Origin of the sequence: Streptacidiphilus cavernicola, assembly GCF_042510955.1 — a bacterium.
Classification (GTDB): domain Bacteria; phylum Actinomycetota; class Actinomycetes; order Streptomycetales; family Streptomycetaceae; genus Streptacidiphilus; species Streptacidiphilus cavernicola.
In genome coordinates, this window is record NZ_JBHFAB010000020.1 from 14526 (window position 1) to 28005 (window position 13480).

Annotated in this window: 11 protein-coding genes and 1 tRNA gene; 4 read left to right on the plus strand and 8 right to left on the minus strand. The window is 72.3% G+C overall.

The features are described from left to right. Positions 1–7: 7 nt before the first annotated feature. Both ACEZDE_RS24105 and ACEZDE_RS24110 read right to left on the minus strand, forming a co-directional pair. On the minus strand, positions 8–796 hold the full coding sequence (locus tag ACEZDE_RS24105) for an MHYT domain-containing protein (RefSeq protein ID WP_380539460.1): 789 nt from the start codon (positions 794–796) through the stop codon (positions 8–10). Positions 797–919: 123 nt separating this feature from the next. After that, the gene (locus ACEZDE_RS24110; RefSeq protein ID WP_380539774.1) at positions 920–3478 is read right to left on the minus strand and encodes an ABC transporter ATP-binding protein/permease; all 2559 of its coding nucleotides are present in this window, start codon (positions 3476–3478) and stop codon (positions 920–922) included. A 184-nt stretch (positions 3479–3662) separates the two neighbouring features. On the opposite strand from ACEZDE_RS24110, the gene ACEZDE_RS24115 reads away from it, so the two are divergent. Together ACEZDE_RS24115 and serB are read left to right on the plus strand one after the other, a co-directional pair. Then, positions 3663–5480 (plus strand): streptophobe family protein, encoded by a 1818-nt coding sequence (locus tag ACEZDE_RS24115; RefSeq protein WP_380539463.1) that lies wholly within the window; start codon positions 3663–3665, stop codon positions 5478–5480. 256 nt (positions 5481–5736) lie between these two features. Then, a complete protein-coding gene (gene serB / locus ACEZDE_RS24120; RefSeq protein ID WP_380539466.1) occupies positions 5737–6990 on the plus strand; it encodes a phosphoserine phosphatase SerB in 1254 nt (417 codons plus the stop codon). Between the two features lie 96 nt (positions 6991–7086). Here the strand turns inward: serB and ACEZDE_RS24125 are convergent, their stop codons facing one another. From ACEZDE_RS24125 to ACEZDE_RS24135, 3 genes are all read right to left on the minus strand, one after another. Beyond that, positions 7087–7605 (minus strand): SixA phosphatase family protein, encoded by a 519-nt coding sequence (locus ACEZDE_RS24125; RefSeq protein WP_380539469.1) that lies wholly within the window; start codon positions 7603–7605, stop codon positions 7087–7089. Positions 7606–7644: 39 nt separating this feature from the next. Next, complete coding sequence (locus ACEZDE_RS24130; RefSeq protein WP_380539472.1) at positions 7645–7767, minus strand: SGM_5486 family transporter-associated protein; 123 nt, start codon at positions 7765–7767, stop codon at positions 7645–7647. A gap of 80 nt (positions 7768–7847) precedes the next feature. After that, complete coding sequence (locus tag ACEZDE_RS24135; RefSeq protein ID WP_380539475.1) at positions 7848–9176, minus strand: MFS transporter; 1329 nt, start codon at positions 9174–9176, stop codon at positions 7848–7850. Positions 9177–9285: 109 nt separating this feature from the next. Between ACEZDE_RS24135 and ACEZDE_RS24140 the strand changes: the two genes are divergently transcribed. Next, positions 9286–9951, plus strand: a complete 666-nt coding sequence (locus tag ACEZDE_RS24140) for a FadR/GntR family transcriptional regulator (RefSeq protein ID WP_380539478.1) — start codon at positions 9286–9288, stop codon at positions 9949–9951. A 99-nt stretch (positions 9952–10050) separates the two neighbouring features. Here the strand turns inward: ACEZDE_RS24140 and fabI are convergent, their stop codons facing one another. The 3 genes from fabI to ACEZDE_RS24155 all read right to left on the minus strand — a co-directional run bounded on the left by fabI (position 10051) and on the right by ACEZDE_RS24155 (position 11803). Then, the gene (gene fabI, locus ACEZDE_RS24145) at positions 10051–10818 is read right to left on the minus strand and encodes an enoyl-ACP reductase FabI (RefSeq protein ID WP_380539481.1); all 768 of its coding nucleotides are present in this window, start codon (positions 10816–10818) and stop codon (positions 10051–10053) included. A 5-nt stretch (positions 10819–10823) separates the two neighbouring features. Continuing rightward, complete coding sequence (gene fabG, locus ACEZDE_RS24150; protein WP_380539484.1) at positions 10824–11528, minus strand: 3-oxoacyl-[acyl-carrier-protein] reductase; 705 nt, start codon at positions 11526–11528, stop codon at positions 10824–10826. A gap of 201 nt (positions 11529–11729) precedes the next feature. Further along, positions 11730–11803: transfer RNA gene (locus tag ACEZDE_RS24155), tRNA-Met, on the minus strand. Positions 11804–11912: 109 nt separating this feature from the next. Between ACEZDE_RS24155 and ACEZDE_RS24160 the strand changes: the two genes are divergently transcribed. Beyond that, positions 11913–13445, plus strand: a complete 1533-nt coding sequence (locus ACEZDE_RS24160) for a TldD/PmbA family protein (RefSeq protein WP_380539487.1) — start codon at positions 11913–11915, stop codon at positions 13443–13445. The last annotated feature ends 35 nt before the right edge of the window (positions 13446–13480 follow it).

Consider the following 13480-nt stretch of genomic DNA (forward strand, 5'->3'; position numbering starts at 1 on the left):
CCCCCGGTCAGAGCCCCCGGGTCTTGCCGTCGAACAGCAGCACCTGGATCCGCTCCTGGTCCTCGTCGTCCTTGCGGCGGTCCCGGTCCGAGTCGTGCGGGGACATGGCGACGACGATGGCGGAGACGGTCAGGAAGACCACGATGCCGACCGCGAGCGGCAGCACGAACTCCGCCGCGGGGGTGCCGTTCGGCCGCAGGTCCTGGCTGAGCCGGACGGTGACCGCCTGCATCGCGGTGTAGTGCATCGCGGTGACGGCGACTCCGGCGACCAGTGCGGACAGCACCGACGACCAGAAGCCGCGGATGTTGAGGGTCATCCACAGCGCGGCGGTCGCCGCGAAGACCGCGATGGCCACCGACGCGACGACGACCAGCGGCTTGTAGCCGACCGTGCCGCCGACGTTCATCGCGGACATGCCCAGGTAGTGCATCCCGGCGACGCCGACGCCGGTGAGCACTCCGCCGACCAGCAGGGTGCCCCAGCCCGCAGGCCGGTAGCCGACGTAGAAGACGCCGAGGCCGACCACCAGCACCGCGACGGCGAGGCTGACCAGGGTCAGCGGCACGTTGTAGACGACGGTGGCGTCGGTGACCGAGAAGCCCAGCATGGCTATGAAGTGCATGGTCCAGATGCCGCAGCCGATGGCTCCCGCGGCGAGCAGCAGCCAGCCGCGTCTGCGCTCCGGCGGCAGGGCCAGGGCGCGCACCGTGCAGCGCAGGCCGAGGCCCGCGCCGATGGTGGCGATGAGGTACGCGAGGAGGGGGTTGACCATGCCGTAGGTGAACCCGTTCATATGCGCCATGTGAAGAACCCGTTCACGCGTGCGAGAGTCATGTGAAGGGACACTGTACGCATCAGGTCGCACCCCAATACCACGGGGGTGCGACCTGATCCCAGCCGACACGCCGACGAATCGTCAGCGCTGGCGCATCACCTCGGGTTCGTGCCGACGCAGCAGCCGGACCACCAGGAACGCGCAGACCACCGCGAGCAGCACCAGCACCCCGGAGTCGATCGACCACTGGGACAGCGTGTGCTGCCAGAGCGGGTCGGTGGTGTCCTTGCCCTGCGGCGGGCCCATGATCTTGGGCAGGTTGATGGTCGCGGCCTCGGCGGCCACCGCCCAGCGGGACGGCGACAGCCAGGCGACCTGCTCCAGGCCCGGGGTGCCGAACAGCGGGAACAGCGAACCGCAGAAGACCACCTGGATGATCGCGATCAGCACCAGCAGCGGCATGGTCTTCTCGGCCGTCTTGACCACCGCGGAGACCACCAGGCCGAGCATCATCGAGGTGATCCCGAGCAGCATGACCACCAGTACCATCTCCGGCAGCGGCGTGCTGGAGATCACCAGCCCCGAGGCGGGGAGCTTGCGCGGCAGCAGGCCGATGACCGAGAGCACGACCGACTGGACCGCGGTGATCAGGCCGAGCACGATGATCTTGGACATCATGTAGGCGGAGCGGGACAGGCCGACCGCGCGTTCGCGCTCGTAGATCACCCGTTCCTTGATCAGCTCGCGGACCGCGTTGGCGGCGCCGGTGAGGCAGGCGCCGACGCCCAGCACCAGCAGCACCGTGGCGGCGTCGGTGTTGATCGGCGGGGTGCCGCCCGGACCCGTACCGGTGGCCGGGGCGAGGCCGAACTTGGCCGGGATGGCCATGCTCATCACGCCCATGATCAGCGGTAGCGCGATCAGCAGCCCGACGTAGCCGCGGTCCGCGCCGATCACCGTGAAGTAGCGCCGGATCAGCGTGGACAGCTGGGAGCCCCAGCTCTGCTGCTTCGGCGGCTTGGTCTGGTCGTGCTGTATCTGCGAGGACTGCGCCTGCACCGCCTCCACGTCCGCGGAGTACTGCCGGTAGTGCACCGAGCCGCGGAACCGGCCGGCCCAGTCGTGGTCCGGGTAGTTCTCGAAGGCCTGGAAGACGTCGGCCCAGGTCTGGTAGCCGAAGAAGTGCAGCGCCTCGTCCGGCGGCCCGAAGTAGGCCACCGCGCCGCCCGGGGCCATCACCAGCAGCCGGTTGCAGAGCGCCAGTTCGGCCACCGAGTGGGTGACCACCAGGACCGTGCGGCCCTCGTCGGCCAGACCCCGGAGCATGTTCATCACATCGCGGTCCATGCCCGGGTCCAGGCCCGAGGTGGGCTCGTCCAGGAAGATCAGCGACGGCTTGGTGAGCAGTTCAAGGGCGACCGAGACGCGCTTGCGCTGGCCGCCGGAGAGCGCGGTGATCTTGTTGTCGGCGCGCTTCTCCAGGTGCAGCTCCACCAGCACCTCGTCCACCCGGCGCTCGCGCTCGGACGCCTCGGTGTCGCCGGGGAACCGCAGCTCGGCCGCGTACTTCAGGGCCGTACGGACCGTCAGCTGGGAGTGCAGGATGTCGTCCTGCGGCACCAGGCCGATGCGCTGGCGCAGCTCGGCGAACTGCTTGTAGAGGTTGCGGCCGTCGTAGAGGACGTCGCCGCGGTCGGCCGGGCGGTAGCCGGTGAGGGCGCGCAGCAGGGTCGACTTGCCGGAACCGGACGGGCCGATCACCGCGACCAGTGACTTCTCCGGGACTCCGAAGCTGACGTTGTCCAGCAGGATCTTCTTGCCGCCCTTGAAGTCCACCTCGACCGTCAGGTGGCGGGCCGAGAAGGAGACCTCGCCGGTGTCGACGAACTCCTCCAACTGGTCGCCGACCAGCCGGAAGGTGGAGTGGCCGACGCCCACGATGTCCTGCGGGCCGAGCAGCTGACGGCTGATCGGCTGACCGTTGACATAGGTGCCGTTGTGGCTCTCCAGGTCGACGATCTCGTAGCGGCCGTCCTGCAGTTGGCGCAGTTCGGCGTGGTGCCGGGAGACCGACAGGTCGCTGACGACCAGTTCGTTGTCCAGGCCGCGGCCGATCCTGATGGTGCGCAGGCCGCCGCCGGCCAGGTTGCGGACCATGGTGGGGTTGCGCGAGCCGTACACCGGCTCGGGGGCGGGCTGCGAGGGCACGCTGTACCCGCCGCCCTGGTTCGCGCCGCTGCCGGGGCCGCCGTACGAGGGCTGCTGCTGCGGGTAACCGCCCTGCTGCGGCACCTGCTGCTGCGGGTAGCCGCCCTGGACCGGCGGCGCGGCCGGGTTGAAGCGGGCGGTGCCCTGGTCGTGCCAGCCGGCCCCGCCGGGCGCGCCCGCGCCCGGGACCACCTGGGCGGGCACCCCGGTGAAGCTCAGCCGGGGACCGTTCTCGGCATTGCCCAGGGTGACCACCGCCCCCTGGCCCAGCTGGACCTGGGTGGTCCGCCGGCCGTCGGCGTAGGTGCCGTTGGTGCTGCCCAGGTCTTCGAGTACCCAGCCGTTGCCGTGGTACCCGATGGTCGCGTGCCGCCAGGACACCCGCGCGTCGTCGATCGACACGTCCGACTGCGGGTCACGGCCGAGGGTGTAACTGCGCCCCGGTTCCAGGGTTGTGCGTTGTCCGTTGAGTTCAAGTACCAACTGCGGCACTGTTGCCTGCCCCACGATGTAGTCCCCCGAGTAGTCCCCAGCTCTTGACAGGGGCAGTTTAGGGATGCTGAACGACAGGGGGAATCATTCCAGCTCGATCAACGTCAGGTGAACCCGACCACGGGACCGTAACCGTGTGGCAACCTGACCGCAGAGCAGGACTTCGCACAGGGGCGGGCAGACGATGACGGGGTACGGGCAGCAGGCGTCGGCGACGAGCGCAGGCGGCCTGCGCGGCGGCGGCCTGCGCGGGGGTGCGGTTTACGGGCTGGTTTCGGCTGCGGTGGCCGCGAGTTGGGCGTTCGTCGCGATGGGCGCGGTGACCGCGCTGGGGATCCACCTGCTCGGGCTCGACCACTACGCCTCGATCGGCCCGATGACCGCGGCGATGGTCGCGATGGCGGTCGGCGGCCGGATCAGCCCCTCCGGCGACGTCTCGGTGTTCGGCATGGACGCCGCCTCGGCCAACGGCGCGATCGGGATCATTCCGCTCGGCGTGGGCCTGGTCGGCGCCCTGGTGCTGGGCTGGCTGTTCGTCAGGCCGCTGTACCGGCTGCCGGTGCTGGAGCCGGGACAGCTGGCGGCGCGGGTCGGCGGGGCGGCGCTGGCGTTCCTGATCCTGCTCGGAGTCCTGGCCTGGGCCGGGAACGGGGCGGTCGCGGTCAAGGTCGGTTCGCTGACCGGGGGCGGCGGCGGAAGCGGCGGTTCGGGCGGCGGCGATCCACTCGGCGGGCTCACCGGCCTGCTCGGCGACGGCGGTTCGGGCGGCAGCGGCTCGGGCGGCGATCCACTCGGCGGGCTGACCGGGACCCTGGGCGGGGTGCTCGGCGACAACACCAACCCGACCGTCGGCTTCAAGGTCGACCTGGCGCCGACGCTCGGGCTCGGCCTGCTCTGGGTGCTGGTGGTGCTGGCGCTCGCGCTGGCCGCCTCGCGCCGCTGCCCGCTGCCGCTCGGCTGGGACGGGCTGCGCCGCGGCGTCCGCCCCGCGGCCTCCGCCGTGGTGACGGTGCTGGTGGGGGCGGTGCTGGTGGGCGCGCTGGCCGGGATCGTGGTCGGCCTGACCGGCAACGGCGGCGCCAAGACCGTCGGCGGGGTGCTGCTGGCCACCCCGAACGGGGTGTTCCTCGCGGTGCTGCTGGGGATGGCGGTCCCGCTCAACGGCAAGGCCAGCGGCCCGCTTTCCGGTTTCCTGCCGTCCCCGGTGAACACCCTGCTCAAGGGCGGCGGCGGGCAGGACATCACGCTGAGCAGCTTGGGCCGGCTGGACGGGCGGGTGTGGCTGCTGCCGGTCGCGGTGGCGCTGATGCTGCTCACCGTCGGGGTCTTCGCCGCGGTGCGGACGCCGCGGCCGGTGCTGCCGCGGAGCGCGGTGTGGGAGGCGGGCGCGGCCGGGCTGCGGCTCGGGGTGGCGATGGCGGTGGTGACGCCGGTGCTGCTGGTGCTGGCGTCGGTCTCGGTGAACGCCAATCTGTCGGTGTTCGGCTTCGACGCGGTCGGGGCCGGGCTGAGCATCTCCGGCAACGCGCTGCTGGCGGTCCTGCTGGGGCTGGTCGAGGGGGCGGTGTTCGGCTTCCTCGGGTCGCTGCTGGTGTCCGCGTTCCCCAATGCCTCGGCCAAGCGGGTGGCGCTGGAGCCCCGGCCGTCCTGGGCGGACGGCCCCGGCTCGGACCGGACCGGGCTCGACCCGCGGCCGGCCTACCCGCCGCGGCAGTATCCGGCCGAGGCGCCGACCCAGGTCTACGGGCAGCAGTCGCCACCGCAGCCCGGTTACGGCGGGCTGCCGCAGACGCCGTCGGCGCCCGGCGCCCCGCCGCAGCAGGCCAATCCGTACCGGACTCCCGGCGGCAACCCGCAGGCGGCTCCGCCGCCGCCCCCGATGCCGCCGGGGCCGCGCTCCGGGCCTGCCGGAGCTCCCGGGCCCGGCCAGGGCGGGTACAACCCGTACTCCGGCGGTCCGGCCCAGACTCCCCCGCCGCCGACGGCCCCGCCGGGGCGGTAGGCCTGGCGGGGCGGCAGGCTGGGCGGGGCGGCAGGCCGGAAGCCGGGCGGAACAACGGGCCGGGCGAGCGTGGGTCCGGCAACGCGGCGGCGGGCCGACCGACCCGGGTGCGTGCAGGACCCCGTGGCAAGGCCGGGTGCCCGTCAAGGCGAAGCCGGCTGCCCGCAGGGCCCTCGCGGAAGGGGCCCGAACCCCTGTCCGGTGGGCGGGACGGGACGTCGGGGCGTACGGGTGGGCGGGTAGCGTGGGGAGCACCATGAGCGCTCTGCCTCCGGCCCCTGCGGCCCACCCCGCACCCGAGCCCCGGACCCTGCTGGTCAAGGTCTTCGGCAAGGACCGCCCCGGCATCACCACCGGGCTGTTCACCACCCTCGCCGAGTACGGCGTCGACGTCGTCGACTTCGAGCAGGTGGTGACCCGGGGCCGGATAGTGCTGTGCGCCCTGGTCACCGCCCCCCGCGAGGAGGGCGGGCTGCGCGCCGAGGTGCACCGCTGGGCGGACGCCCTGCACCTCCAGGCCGAGGTCATCTCCGGCACCGGCGACAACCGTCCGCGCGGCGAGGGCCGCTCGCATGTGACCGTGCTCGGGCATCCGCTGACCGCCGCGGCGGTCGCCGCGCTCAGCGCCCGGGTGACCGGCTGCGGCGGCAACATCGACCGGGTGTTCCGGCTGGCCAAGTACCCGGTCACGGCGGTGGAGCTGGCCGTCTCCGGGGTCCGCACCGAACTGCTGCGGTCCGAGCTGGCGGCCGAGGCCGCGGTGCAGCGGGTGGACGTGGCCGTGGTCCGGTCCGGGCTCCAGCGGCGGGCCAAGCGGCTGGTGGTGATGGACGTCGACTCGACCCTGATCCAGGACGAGGTGATCGAACTCTTCGCCGCCCACGCGGGCTGCGAGACCGAGGTCGCCGCGGTGACCGCCGCCGCGATGGCGGGTGAGCTGGACTTCGCCGAGTCGCTGCGGGCCCGGGTCGCCCTGCTCGCCGGGCTGGACGCGGACGTGGTGGCGAAGGTCCGCGCCGAGGTACGGCTGACCCCGGGCGCGCGGACCCTGATCCGCACCCTCAAGCGGGTCGGCTACCAGGTCGCGATCGTCTCCGGCGGCTTCACCCAGGTGACCGACGACCTGGTGCGGCGGCTCGGGCTCGACTACGCCGCCGCGAACACCCTGGAGGTCGCCGACGGGAAGTTCACCGGCCGGGTGGTCGGCGAGATCGTGGACCGGGCCGGAAAGGCGCGGATGCTGCGGAGGTTCGCCGAGGCGGCCGGGGTGCCGCTGGAGCAGACCGTCGCGATCGGCGACGGCGCGAACGACCTGGACATGCTGAACGCGGCCGGGCTCGGGGTGGCCTTCAACGCCAAGCCGGTGGTCCGCGAGGCCGCGGACACCGCGGTGAACGTGCCGTTCCTGGACACCGTGCTCTACCTGCTGGGGATCTCCCGCGAAGAGGTCGAGGACGCGGACGAGGACTCCGACGAGCCGGTCGAGGCGGACGCACCCGTCGAGGTCTGAGCGGGACGAGGCCGAGCGGGACGAGGGCCGAGCCGGTCGAGGTGAGCAGGCGTGGGTGAGGGGCGCGCGGAGTGGTCCGCGCGCCCCTCGTCGTCGCTAGTCCTTGGGGGTGTAGAAGGTGGTGAGGTGGCCCGCGCCCGGCTCCAGCGCCTTCCAGGGGCCGTCCGCGGTCAGCACCGCGACCGCCGCCGTGGGAAACCCGGTGCTGCGCAGCCGGGGCAGGGTGTCCGCCTCGAAACCGCCGGAGAGCACCTCGGTCAGGCCCTGCACCCCCGGGTTGTGGCCCACCAGGAGCACCGTCCTGACCTCCTCGGGGACCTCCTGCAGGACCTCGATCAACTGCCCGGGGGCGGCTTCGTAGAGCCGGTCCTCGTAGACGGTTCTGGGACGGCTGGGCAGCTCGTGGGCAAAGAGCTTCCAGGTCTCACGGGTCCGCTCGGCGGTGGAGCAGAGGGCGAGGTCGGGGATGATGCCGGTGCCGGCGAGCCAGCGTCCGGCGACGGGTGCGTCCTTGCGACCGCGGTCGGCGAGGGGCCGCTCGTGGTCGGGCACGGAGGGCCAGTCGGCCTTGGCGTGCCGGAGGACGATGATCCTGCGGGACGAATCGACGCTCATACCTGCCAGCTTCCCAGAATTCGGGAGGGGAGGTACCGCTCAGCCCATCTTTGTGGCGAAGCTGGCGATGACCCCGATGACCACCATGATGGCCAGGATCAGGCCGAAGAACTGCAGCAGCTTCTTGTTGCCGCCGGTCGGATTCGGTTCGAGAACGGGCATGGGAACGAGTCTGCCACCCGGTCGCACCGCCGTTCCGGCGGGGTCCCGGGCTCTTACCTTCGGGCCCGCGGATGAGGAGTTCAGACCTCGTCCTCGATCTGGCGCGGACGCGCGGCCCTTCGGCCGACGAAGGCCTGAGCGGCCATCAGCACCGCGAGGAAGGCCAGCGGCCCGTACCAGCCGTGCTCGCGCTGGTAGAGGACGCCGATCAGGATCGGCCCCGGCACCGAGATCAGATAGCCGACGCCCTGGGTGAAGGCGGAGAGCCGGGTCACCCCCTCGCTGCTGCGGGCACGCAGCCCGATCATGGTCAGCGTCAGCGGGAAGGCGCAGTTGGCCAGGCCCGCCAGGATCGCCCACACCCACGGCGCGGCGGCCGGGGCGAAGGCCAGGCCCGCGTAGGCGGCCAGCCCGGCGGCCGAGAGGGCGATCACGATCGCGCCCTGGTCCGGACGGCGGGCCGCGTAGGAGGGGATGAGGAAGGCCAGCGGTGCGCCGACGGCCATGGTGACCGCCAGCAGCACCCCGGACTCGGCGGCGGACATCCCGGCGTCCTGGAAGATCTGCGGCAGCCAGCCCATGGTGGCGTAGGCGGCGGTGGCCTGGAGGCCGAAGAAGACGGCAAGCGCCCAGGCGGTGCGGCTGCGGGTGATCCGCAGCGCCGCGGGGACGGCCGCGGCGGCCGGAGCGGCCGAGGCGTCCGAACCGGCTGAGACGGCAGCAGCGGCGGAGGCGGAGGCGCGGGCCTCGGTCCGGCGGTTGACCGCGAGCTGGGCCAGCCACAGCACCAGCGCGGCGACCGCGGTCAGCGACCAGACGCCGAGGCCGACCCGCCAGTTGCCGCCGAGCGCGCTGGTCAGCGGGACGGCGACGGCCGCCGCGGTGGAGGTGCCCAGCGCCAGCGACATCGAGTACAGGCCGGTGACCGGGCCGACCCGGTCCGGGAAGTAGCGCTTCACCAGCACCGGCATCAGCACGTTGCAGACCGCGATCCCGGCCAGCGCCAACGCGCTGAGCAGCAGGAACAGCGCACTGTTCGGGGCCAGTGCACGGGCCGCCAGGCCCAGCGCGATGGCGCCGGTCCCGGCGCAGACGGTGGCGGCCGGGCCGATCCGGCGTGCCAGCGCCGGGGCCAGCAGGCCCAGCAGCGCGAAGCAGAGCGAGGGCAGCGCGGTGAGCACCCCGGCCACGGCGGCGCTCATGTGCAGGGTGCCGCGCACCTGGTCCAGCATCGGGCCGAGCGCGGCCACGGCCGGGCGCAGGTTGAACGCCGCGACCGCGATCGCCACGGCGAGCAGCAGCTGGGTGCGGCGGGGGGTGAGGGCCGTCGGGGCCTGGGCCGGGGTCTGGGTCTGGGTCGGAGTCGTCGGGGCGGAGGTGGTCTCGGCGGTGGTCTCGGCGGCTGGCATGAGACCATCATAGAATGATGGGATGACTCCGGGAAACCATGGTGCGCAGCGCAGGGGGGATGATGGGGTCACCCGATGGACGACAGGCCCGACAAGGAGAGAGAGTGCGATGGCGCTGACCTCGCCCCGGCGTGAGCCGCTGGCCGACCAGGTGATCGCCCAGCTGCGCGCCCAGATCACCTCCGGCGAATGGCCGGTGGGCTCACGCATCCCCACCGAGGTGGAGCTGGTGGAGCGGTTGGGCGTGGCCCGGAACACCGTCCGCGAGGCGGTGCGGGCGCTGGCCCACAACGGCCTGCTGGACATCCGGCAGGGCTCGGGCACCTACGTCCTGGCGACCAGCGAGCTGGCCGGGGTGATGCACCGCCGCTTCGCCGACGCCGACGCCGGACAGGTGGTGGAGCTGCGGGAGGCGCTGGAGGCCGCCGCCGCCCGGCTCGCCGCCACTCGGCGCACCGAACGCGACCTGCGCCTGCTCGACACCGCGCTGGCCCGCCGCGAGGACGCCTGGACCTCGGGGGACGTCGAGTCCTTCGTGCAGACCGACGCGTCCTTCCACCAGGCGGTGATGGCCGCGGCCCACAACGAGGTGCTGTCCGCGCTCTACGCCGACCTCGGCGAGGTGCTGCGCTCCGAACTGCGGCAGAACGTCGGCCCCGAGCTGGAGCAGCACCGCTACGTCCCCCACGCCGGCATCCTCGCGGCGATCCGCGACGGCGACGCCGAGCAGGCCTCACTGGAGACCATCGCGGGCCTCTCCGGCTGCCGGGCCTGACCCGCGCTGCCGGACCTGACCGCGCTGCCGGGCCTGAACTGACGAAAGGCCCGCACCCCCTTCGTGGAAGGACGGGTGCGGGCCTCGCGGCGGGGAGTGCTACGCGCCGATGGCGTGCAGACCGCCGTCGACGTGGACGACCTCGCCGGTGGTCTTCGGGAACCAGTCCGAGAGCAGCGCGACCACACCGCGGCCGGCCGGCTCCGGGTCGGTGACGTCCCAGCTCAGCGGGGAGCGGACGTTCCAGGTGTCGGCCAGGGTGTCGAAGCCGGGAATGGACTTGGCGGCCATCGACTTGATCGGGCCGGCCGAGACCAGGTTGCAGCGGACGTCCTGCTTGCCCAGGTCGCGGGCCAGGTAGCGGGAGGTGGCCTCCAGCGCGGCCTTGGCCGGGCCCATCCAGTCGTACTGCGGCCAGGCGATGGTGGCGTCGAAGGTCAGGCCGACCACCGAGCCGCCCTCGGTCATCAGCGGCAGGCAGGCCATGGTCAGCGACTTCAGCGAGAACGCCGAGACGTGCACGGCGGTGGCCACGGACTCCCACGGGGTGTTCAGGAAGTTGCCGCCCAGGGCGTCCTGCGGGGCGAAGCCGATGGAGTGGACCACGCCGTCCAGGCCGCCCAGCTCGTCCCGGACCACGTCGGCGAGACCGGCCAGGTGCTCGTCGTTGGTGACGTCGAGCTCGATCACCTTGCAGGGCTTGGGAAGCTTCTTGGCGATGCGCTCGGTCAGCGTGGGGCGGGGGAAGGCGGTGAGGATGATCTCCGCGCCCTGCTCCTGCGCCAGCTTGGCCACCTGGAACGCGATGGAGGACTCCATCAGCACGCCGGTGACGAGGATGCGCTTGCCCTCAAGGATTCCACTCATAGCGGTCAGTGACCCATGCCCAATCCGCCGTCGACGGGAATGACGGCTCCGGTGATGTATGCGGCCTCGTCCGAGGACAGGAAGCGCACGGTGGACGCGATCTCGGCCGGGTCGGCGTAGCGGCCCAGCGGCACGCCCGCGACGATCTCGGCCCGGCGCTCGTCGCTGAGCACCGCGGTCATGTCGGTGTCGACGAAGCCGGGGGCGACCACGTTGACGGTGATGTTGCGCGGGCCCAGCTCGCGCGCCAGCGAGCGGGCGAAGCCCACCAGGCCGGCCTTGGACGCGGCGTAGTTGGCCTGGCCCGGCGAGCCGGTGAGGCCGACCACCGAGGAGATCAGCACCACGCGGCCCTTGCGGGCCCGCATCATCAGCTTGGAGGCGCGCTTCACGACGCGGAACGCGCCGGTCAGGTTGGTGTCCAGAACCGAGGTGAAGTCCTCCTCGGACATCCGCAGCAGCAGCGTGTCCTTGGTGACCCCGGCGTTGGCGACCAGCACCTCGACCGGGCCCTGCTCCGCCTCGACCTCCTTGAACGCCTGGTCGACCTGCTCGGCGTCGGTGATGTCGCACTTCACGCCGAACAGCCCCGCCGGGGGCTCACCGGAGCGGTAGGTGACGGCGACCTTGTCGCCCGCCTCGGCGAAGGCACGGGCAATGGCGAGGCCGATGCCCCGGTTGCCACCGGTGACGAGAACCGAGCGGCTCAACGGTCCACCTCTTCTCTCCTGGATGCTTCGGAAGTCCTGCGGAATGCTGTTGCGACGCTATCCGGATTCGTCCGGGCGCGACGAATCGGCCCATGACAGGGACATCGGCGTTGAACTGTGGGTTTCCCACAGTGCCGATGCTGTCGGCGGTCCTACGAGAGAAGGCCCGACACCTGGGTGCCGAGCCTTCTGTCGTGCGAGTAGCGGGGACAGGATTTGAACCTGCGACCTCTGGGTTATGAGCCCAGCGAGCTACCGAGCTGCTCCACCCCGCGTCGTTGTGTCCTCACCGTACCCCGGCCGTGCCGGAAAAAGCGAATGCGCGACCGGGGCGGTAGGGCAGGATGCCAAGGACAGCCACTCCACCCCCTCTGGAGGAGATTGATGCCGGACAGCTCGCCGTCCCTCGATCCCACGTTCCTGGCCCTGCCGCTGCACGCGCTCGCCGACGCGGCGCTGTCCCGGGCCCGCGCGCTCGGGGCGAGCCATGCGGACTTCCGCCTGGAACGGGTCCGCAACGCCTCCTGGCGGCTGCGCGACGCCCGGCCCTCGGGCGCCTCGGACACCCTGCAACTCGGCTTCGCGGTAAGGGTGGTGCACAACGGCGCGTGGGGTTTCGCGGCCGGGGTGGACCTGACCGCGGAGGCGGTGGCCGGGGTCGCCGAGCAGGCGGTCGCGGTGGCCCGGCTCTCGGCCGGGATCGCCGCGGCCTCCGGCACCGAGGACCTGGTCGAGCTGGCCGAGGAGCCGGTCTACCCGGACGCGGCCTGGGTGTCCTCCTACCGGGTCAACCCGTTCGAGGTGCCGGACGCGGAGAAGACCGCCCTGCTGGCGGACTGGAGCAGCAGGCTGCTGGCCGCTGACGGCGTGTCGCATGTGACCGCGTCGCTGCTGACGGTCCAGGAGAACAAGTTCTACGCGGACACCGCGGGCACGGTCACCACCCAGCAGCGGATCCGGCTGAACCCGGAGCTGGAGGCCGTCTCGGTGGACGGGGCCACCGGCGCGTTCGACTCGATGCGCACCCTGGCGCCGCCGGTCGGGCGGGGCTGGGAGTACCTGACCGGCATCGGCTGGGACTGGGAGGCTGAGCTGGCCGAGCTGCCGGAGCTGCTGGCCGAGAAGATGAAGGCCCCCACGGTCCGGGCCGGCCGCTACGACCTGGTGATCGACCCGTCCAACCTGTGGCTGACCATCCACGAGTCGATCGGCCACGCCACCGAGCTGGACCGGGCGCTCGGCTACGAGGCCGCCTACGCGGGCACCTCCTTCGCCACCTTCGACCAGCTCGGCAGCCTGCGCTACGGCTCCGACGCCATGCACGTCACCGGGGACCGCACCGCCGAGCACGGCCTGTCCACCATCGGCTTCGACGACGAGGGCGTGCGGACGCAGTCCTGGGACCTGGTCAAGGACGGCACCCTGGTCGGCTACCAGCTGGACCGGCGGATGGCACGGCTCAAGGGCCTGGGCCGCTCCAACGGCTGCGCCTTCGCCGACTCCCCCGCGCACGTCCCGGTGCAGCGGATGGCGAACGTCTCGCTACAGCCCGCCGCGGACGGCCCCGACACCGCCGGGCTGATCGCGGGAGTGGAGGACGGCGTCTACATCATGGGCGACCGCTCCTGGTCGATCGACATGCAGCGCTACAACTTCCAGTTCACCGGGCAGCGCTTCTACCGGATCCGCGGCGGCAAGCTGGCCGGGCAGCTCAAGGACGTCGCCTACCAGGCCACCACCACCGACTTCTGGGGCTCGATGGAGGCCGTCGGCGGTCCGCAGACCTACGTCCTGGGCGGCGCGATGAACTGCGGCAAGGCCCAGCCGGGGCAGGTCGCGGCGGTGTCGCACGGCTGCCCTTCGGCGCTGTTCCGCGATGTGAATGTGCTCAACACGCAGCAGGAGGCCGGTCGCTGACCGGTCGGCGGTGAGTCCGGTGGTGCCGGTGGTGC

Excerpts from the sequence above, each read along its gene's own strand:
- serB (WP_380539466.1), top strand. The coding sequence starts at position 5,737 with ATGAGCGCTCTGCCTCCGGCCCCTGCGGCCCACCCCGCACCCGAGCCC.
- ACEZDE_RS24140 (WP_380539478.1), top strand. The coding sequence starts at position 9,286 with ATGGCGCTGACCTCGCCCCGGCGTGAGCCGCTGGCCGACCAGGTGATC.
- ACEZDE_RS24105 (WP_380539460.1), bottom strand. The coding sequence starts at position 796 with ATGAACGGGTTCACCTACGGCATGGTCAACCCCCTCCTCGCGTACCTC.
- ACEZDE_RS24125 (WP_380539469.1), bottom strand. The coding sequence starts at position 7,605 with ATGAGCGTCGATTCGTCCCGCAGGATCATCGTCCTCCGGCACGCCAAG.
- ACEZDE_RS24130 (WP_380539472.1), bottom strand. The coding sequence starts at position 7,767 with ATGCCCGTTCTCGAACCGAATCCGACCGGCGGCAACAAGAAGCTGCTG.
- ACEZDE_RS24115 (WP_380539463.1), top strand. The coding sequence starts at position 3,663 with ATGACGGGGTACGGGCAGCAGGCGTCGGCGACGAGCGCAGGCGGCCTG.
- fabI (WP_380539481.1), bottom strand. The coding sequence starts at position 10,818 with ATGAGTGGAATCCTTGAGGGCAAGCGCATCCTCGTCACCGGCGTGCTG.
- ACEZDE_RS24160 (WP_380539487.1), top strand. The coding sequence starts at position 11,913 with ATGCCGGACAGCTCGCCGTCCCTCGATCCCACGTTCCTGGCCCTGCCG.
- ACEZDE_RS24135 (WP_380539475.1), bottom strand. The coding sequence starts at position 9,176 with ATGCCAGCCGCCGAGACCACCGCCGAGACCACCTCCGCCCCGACGACT.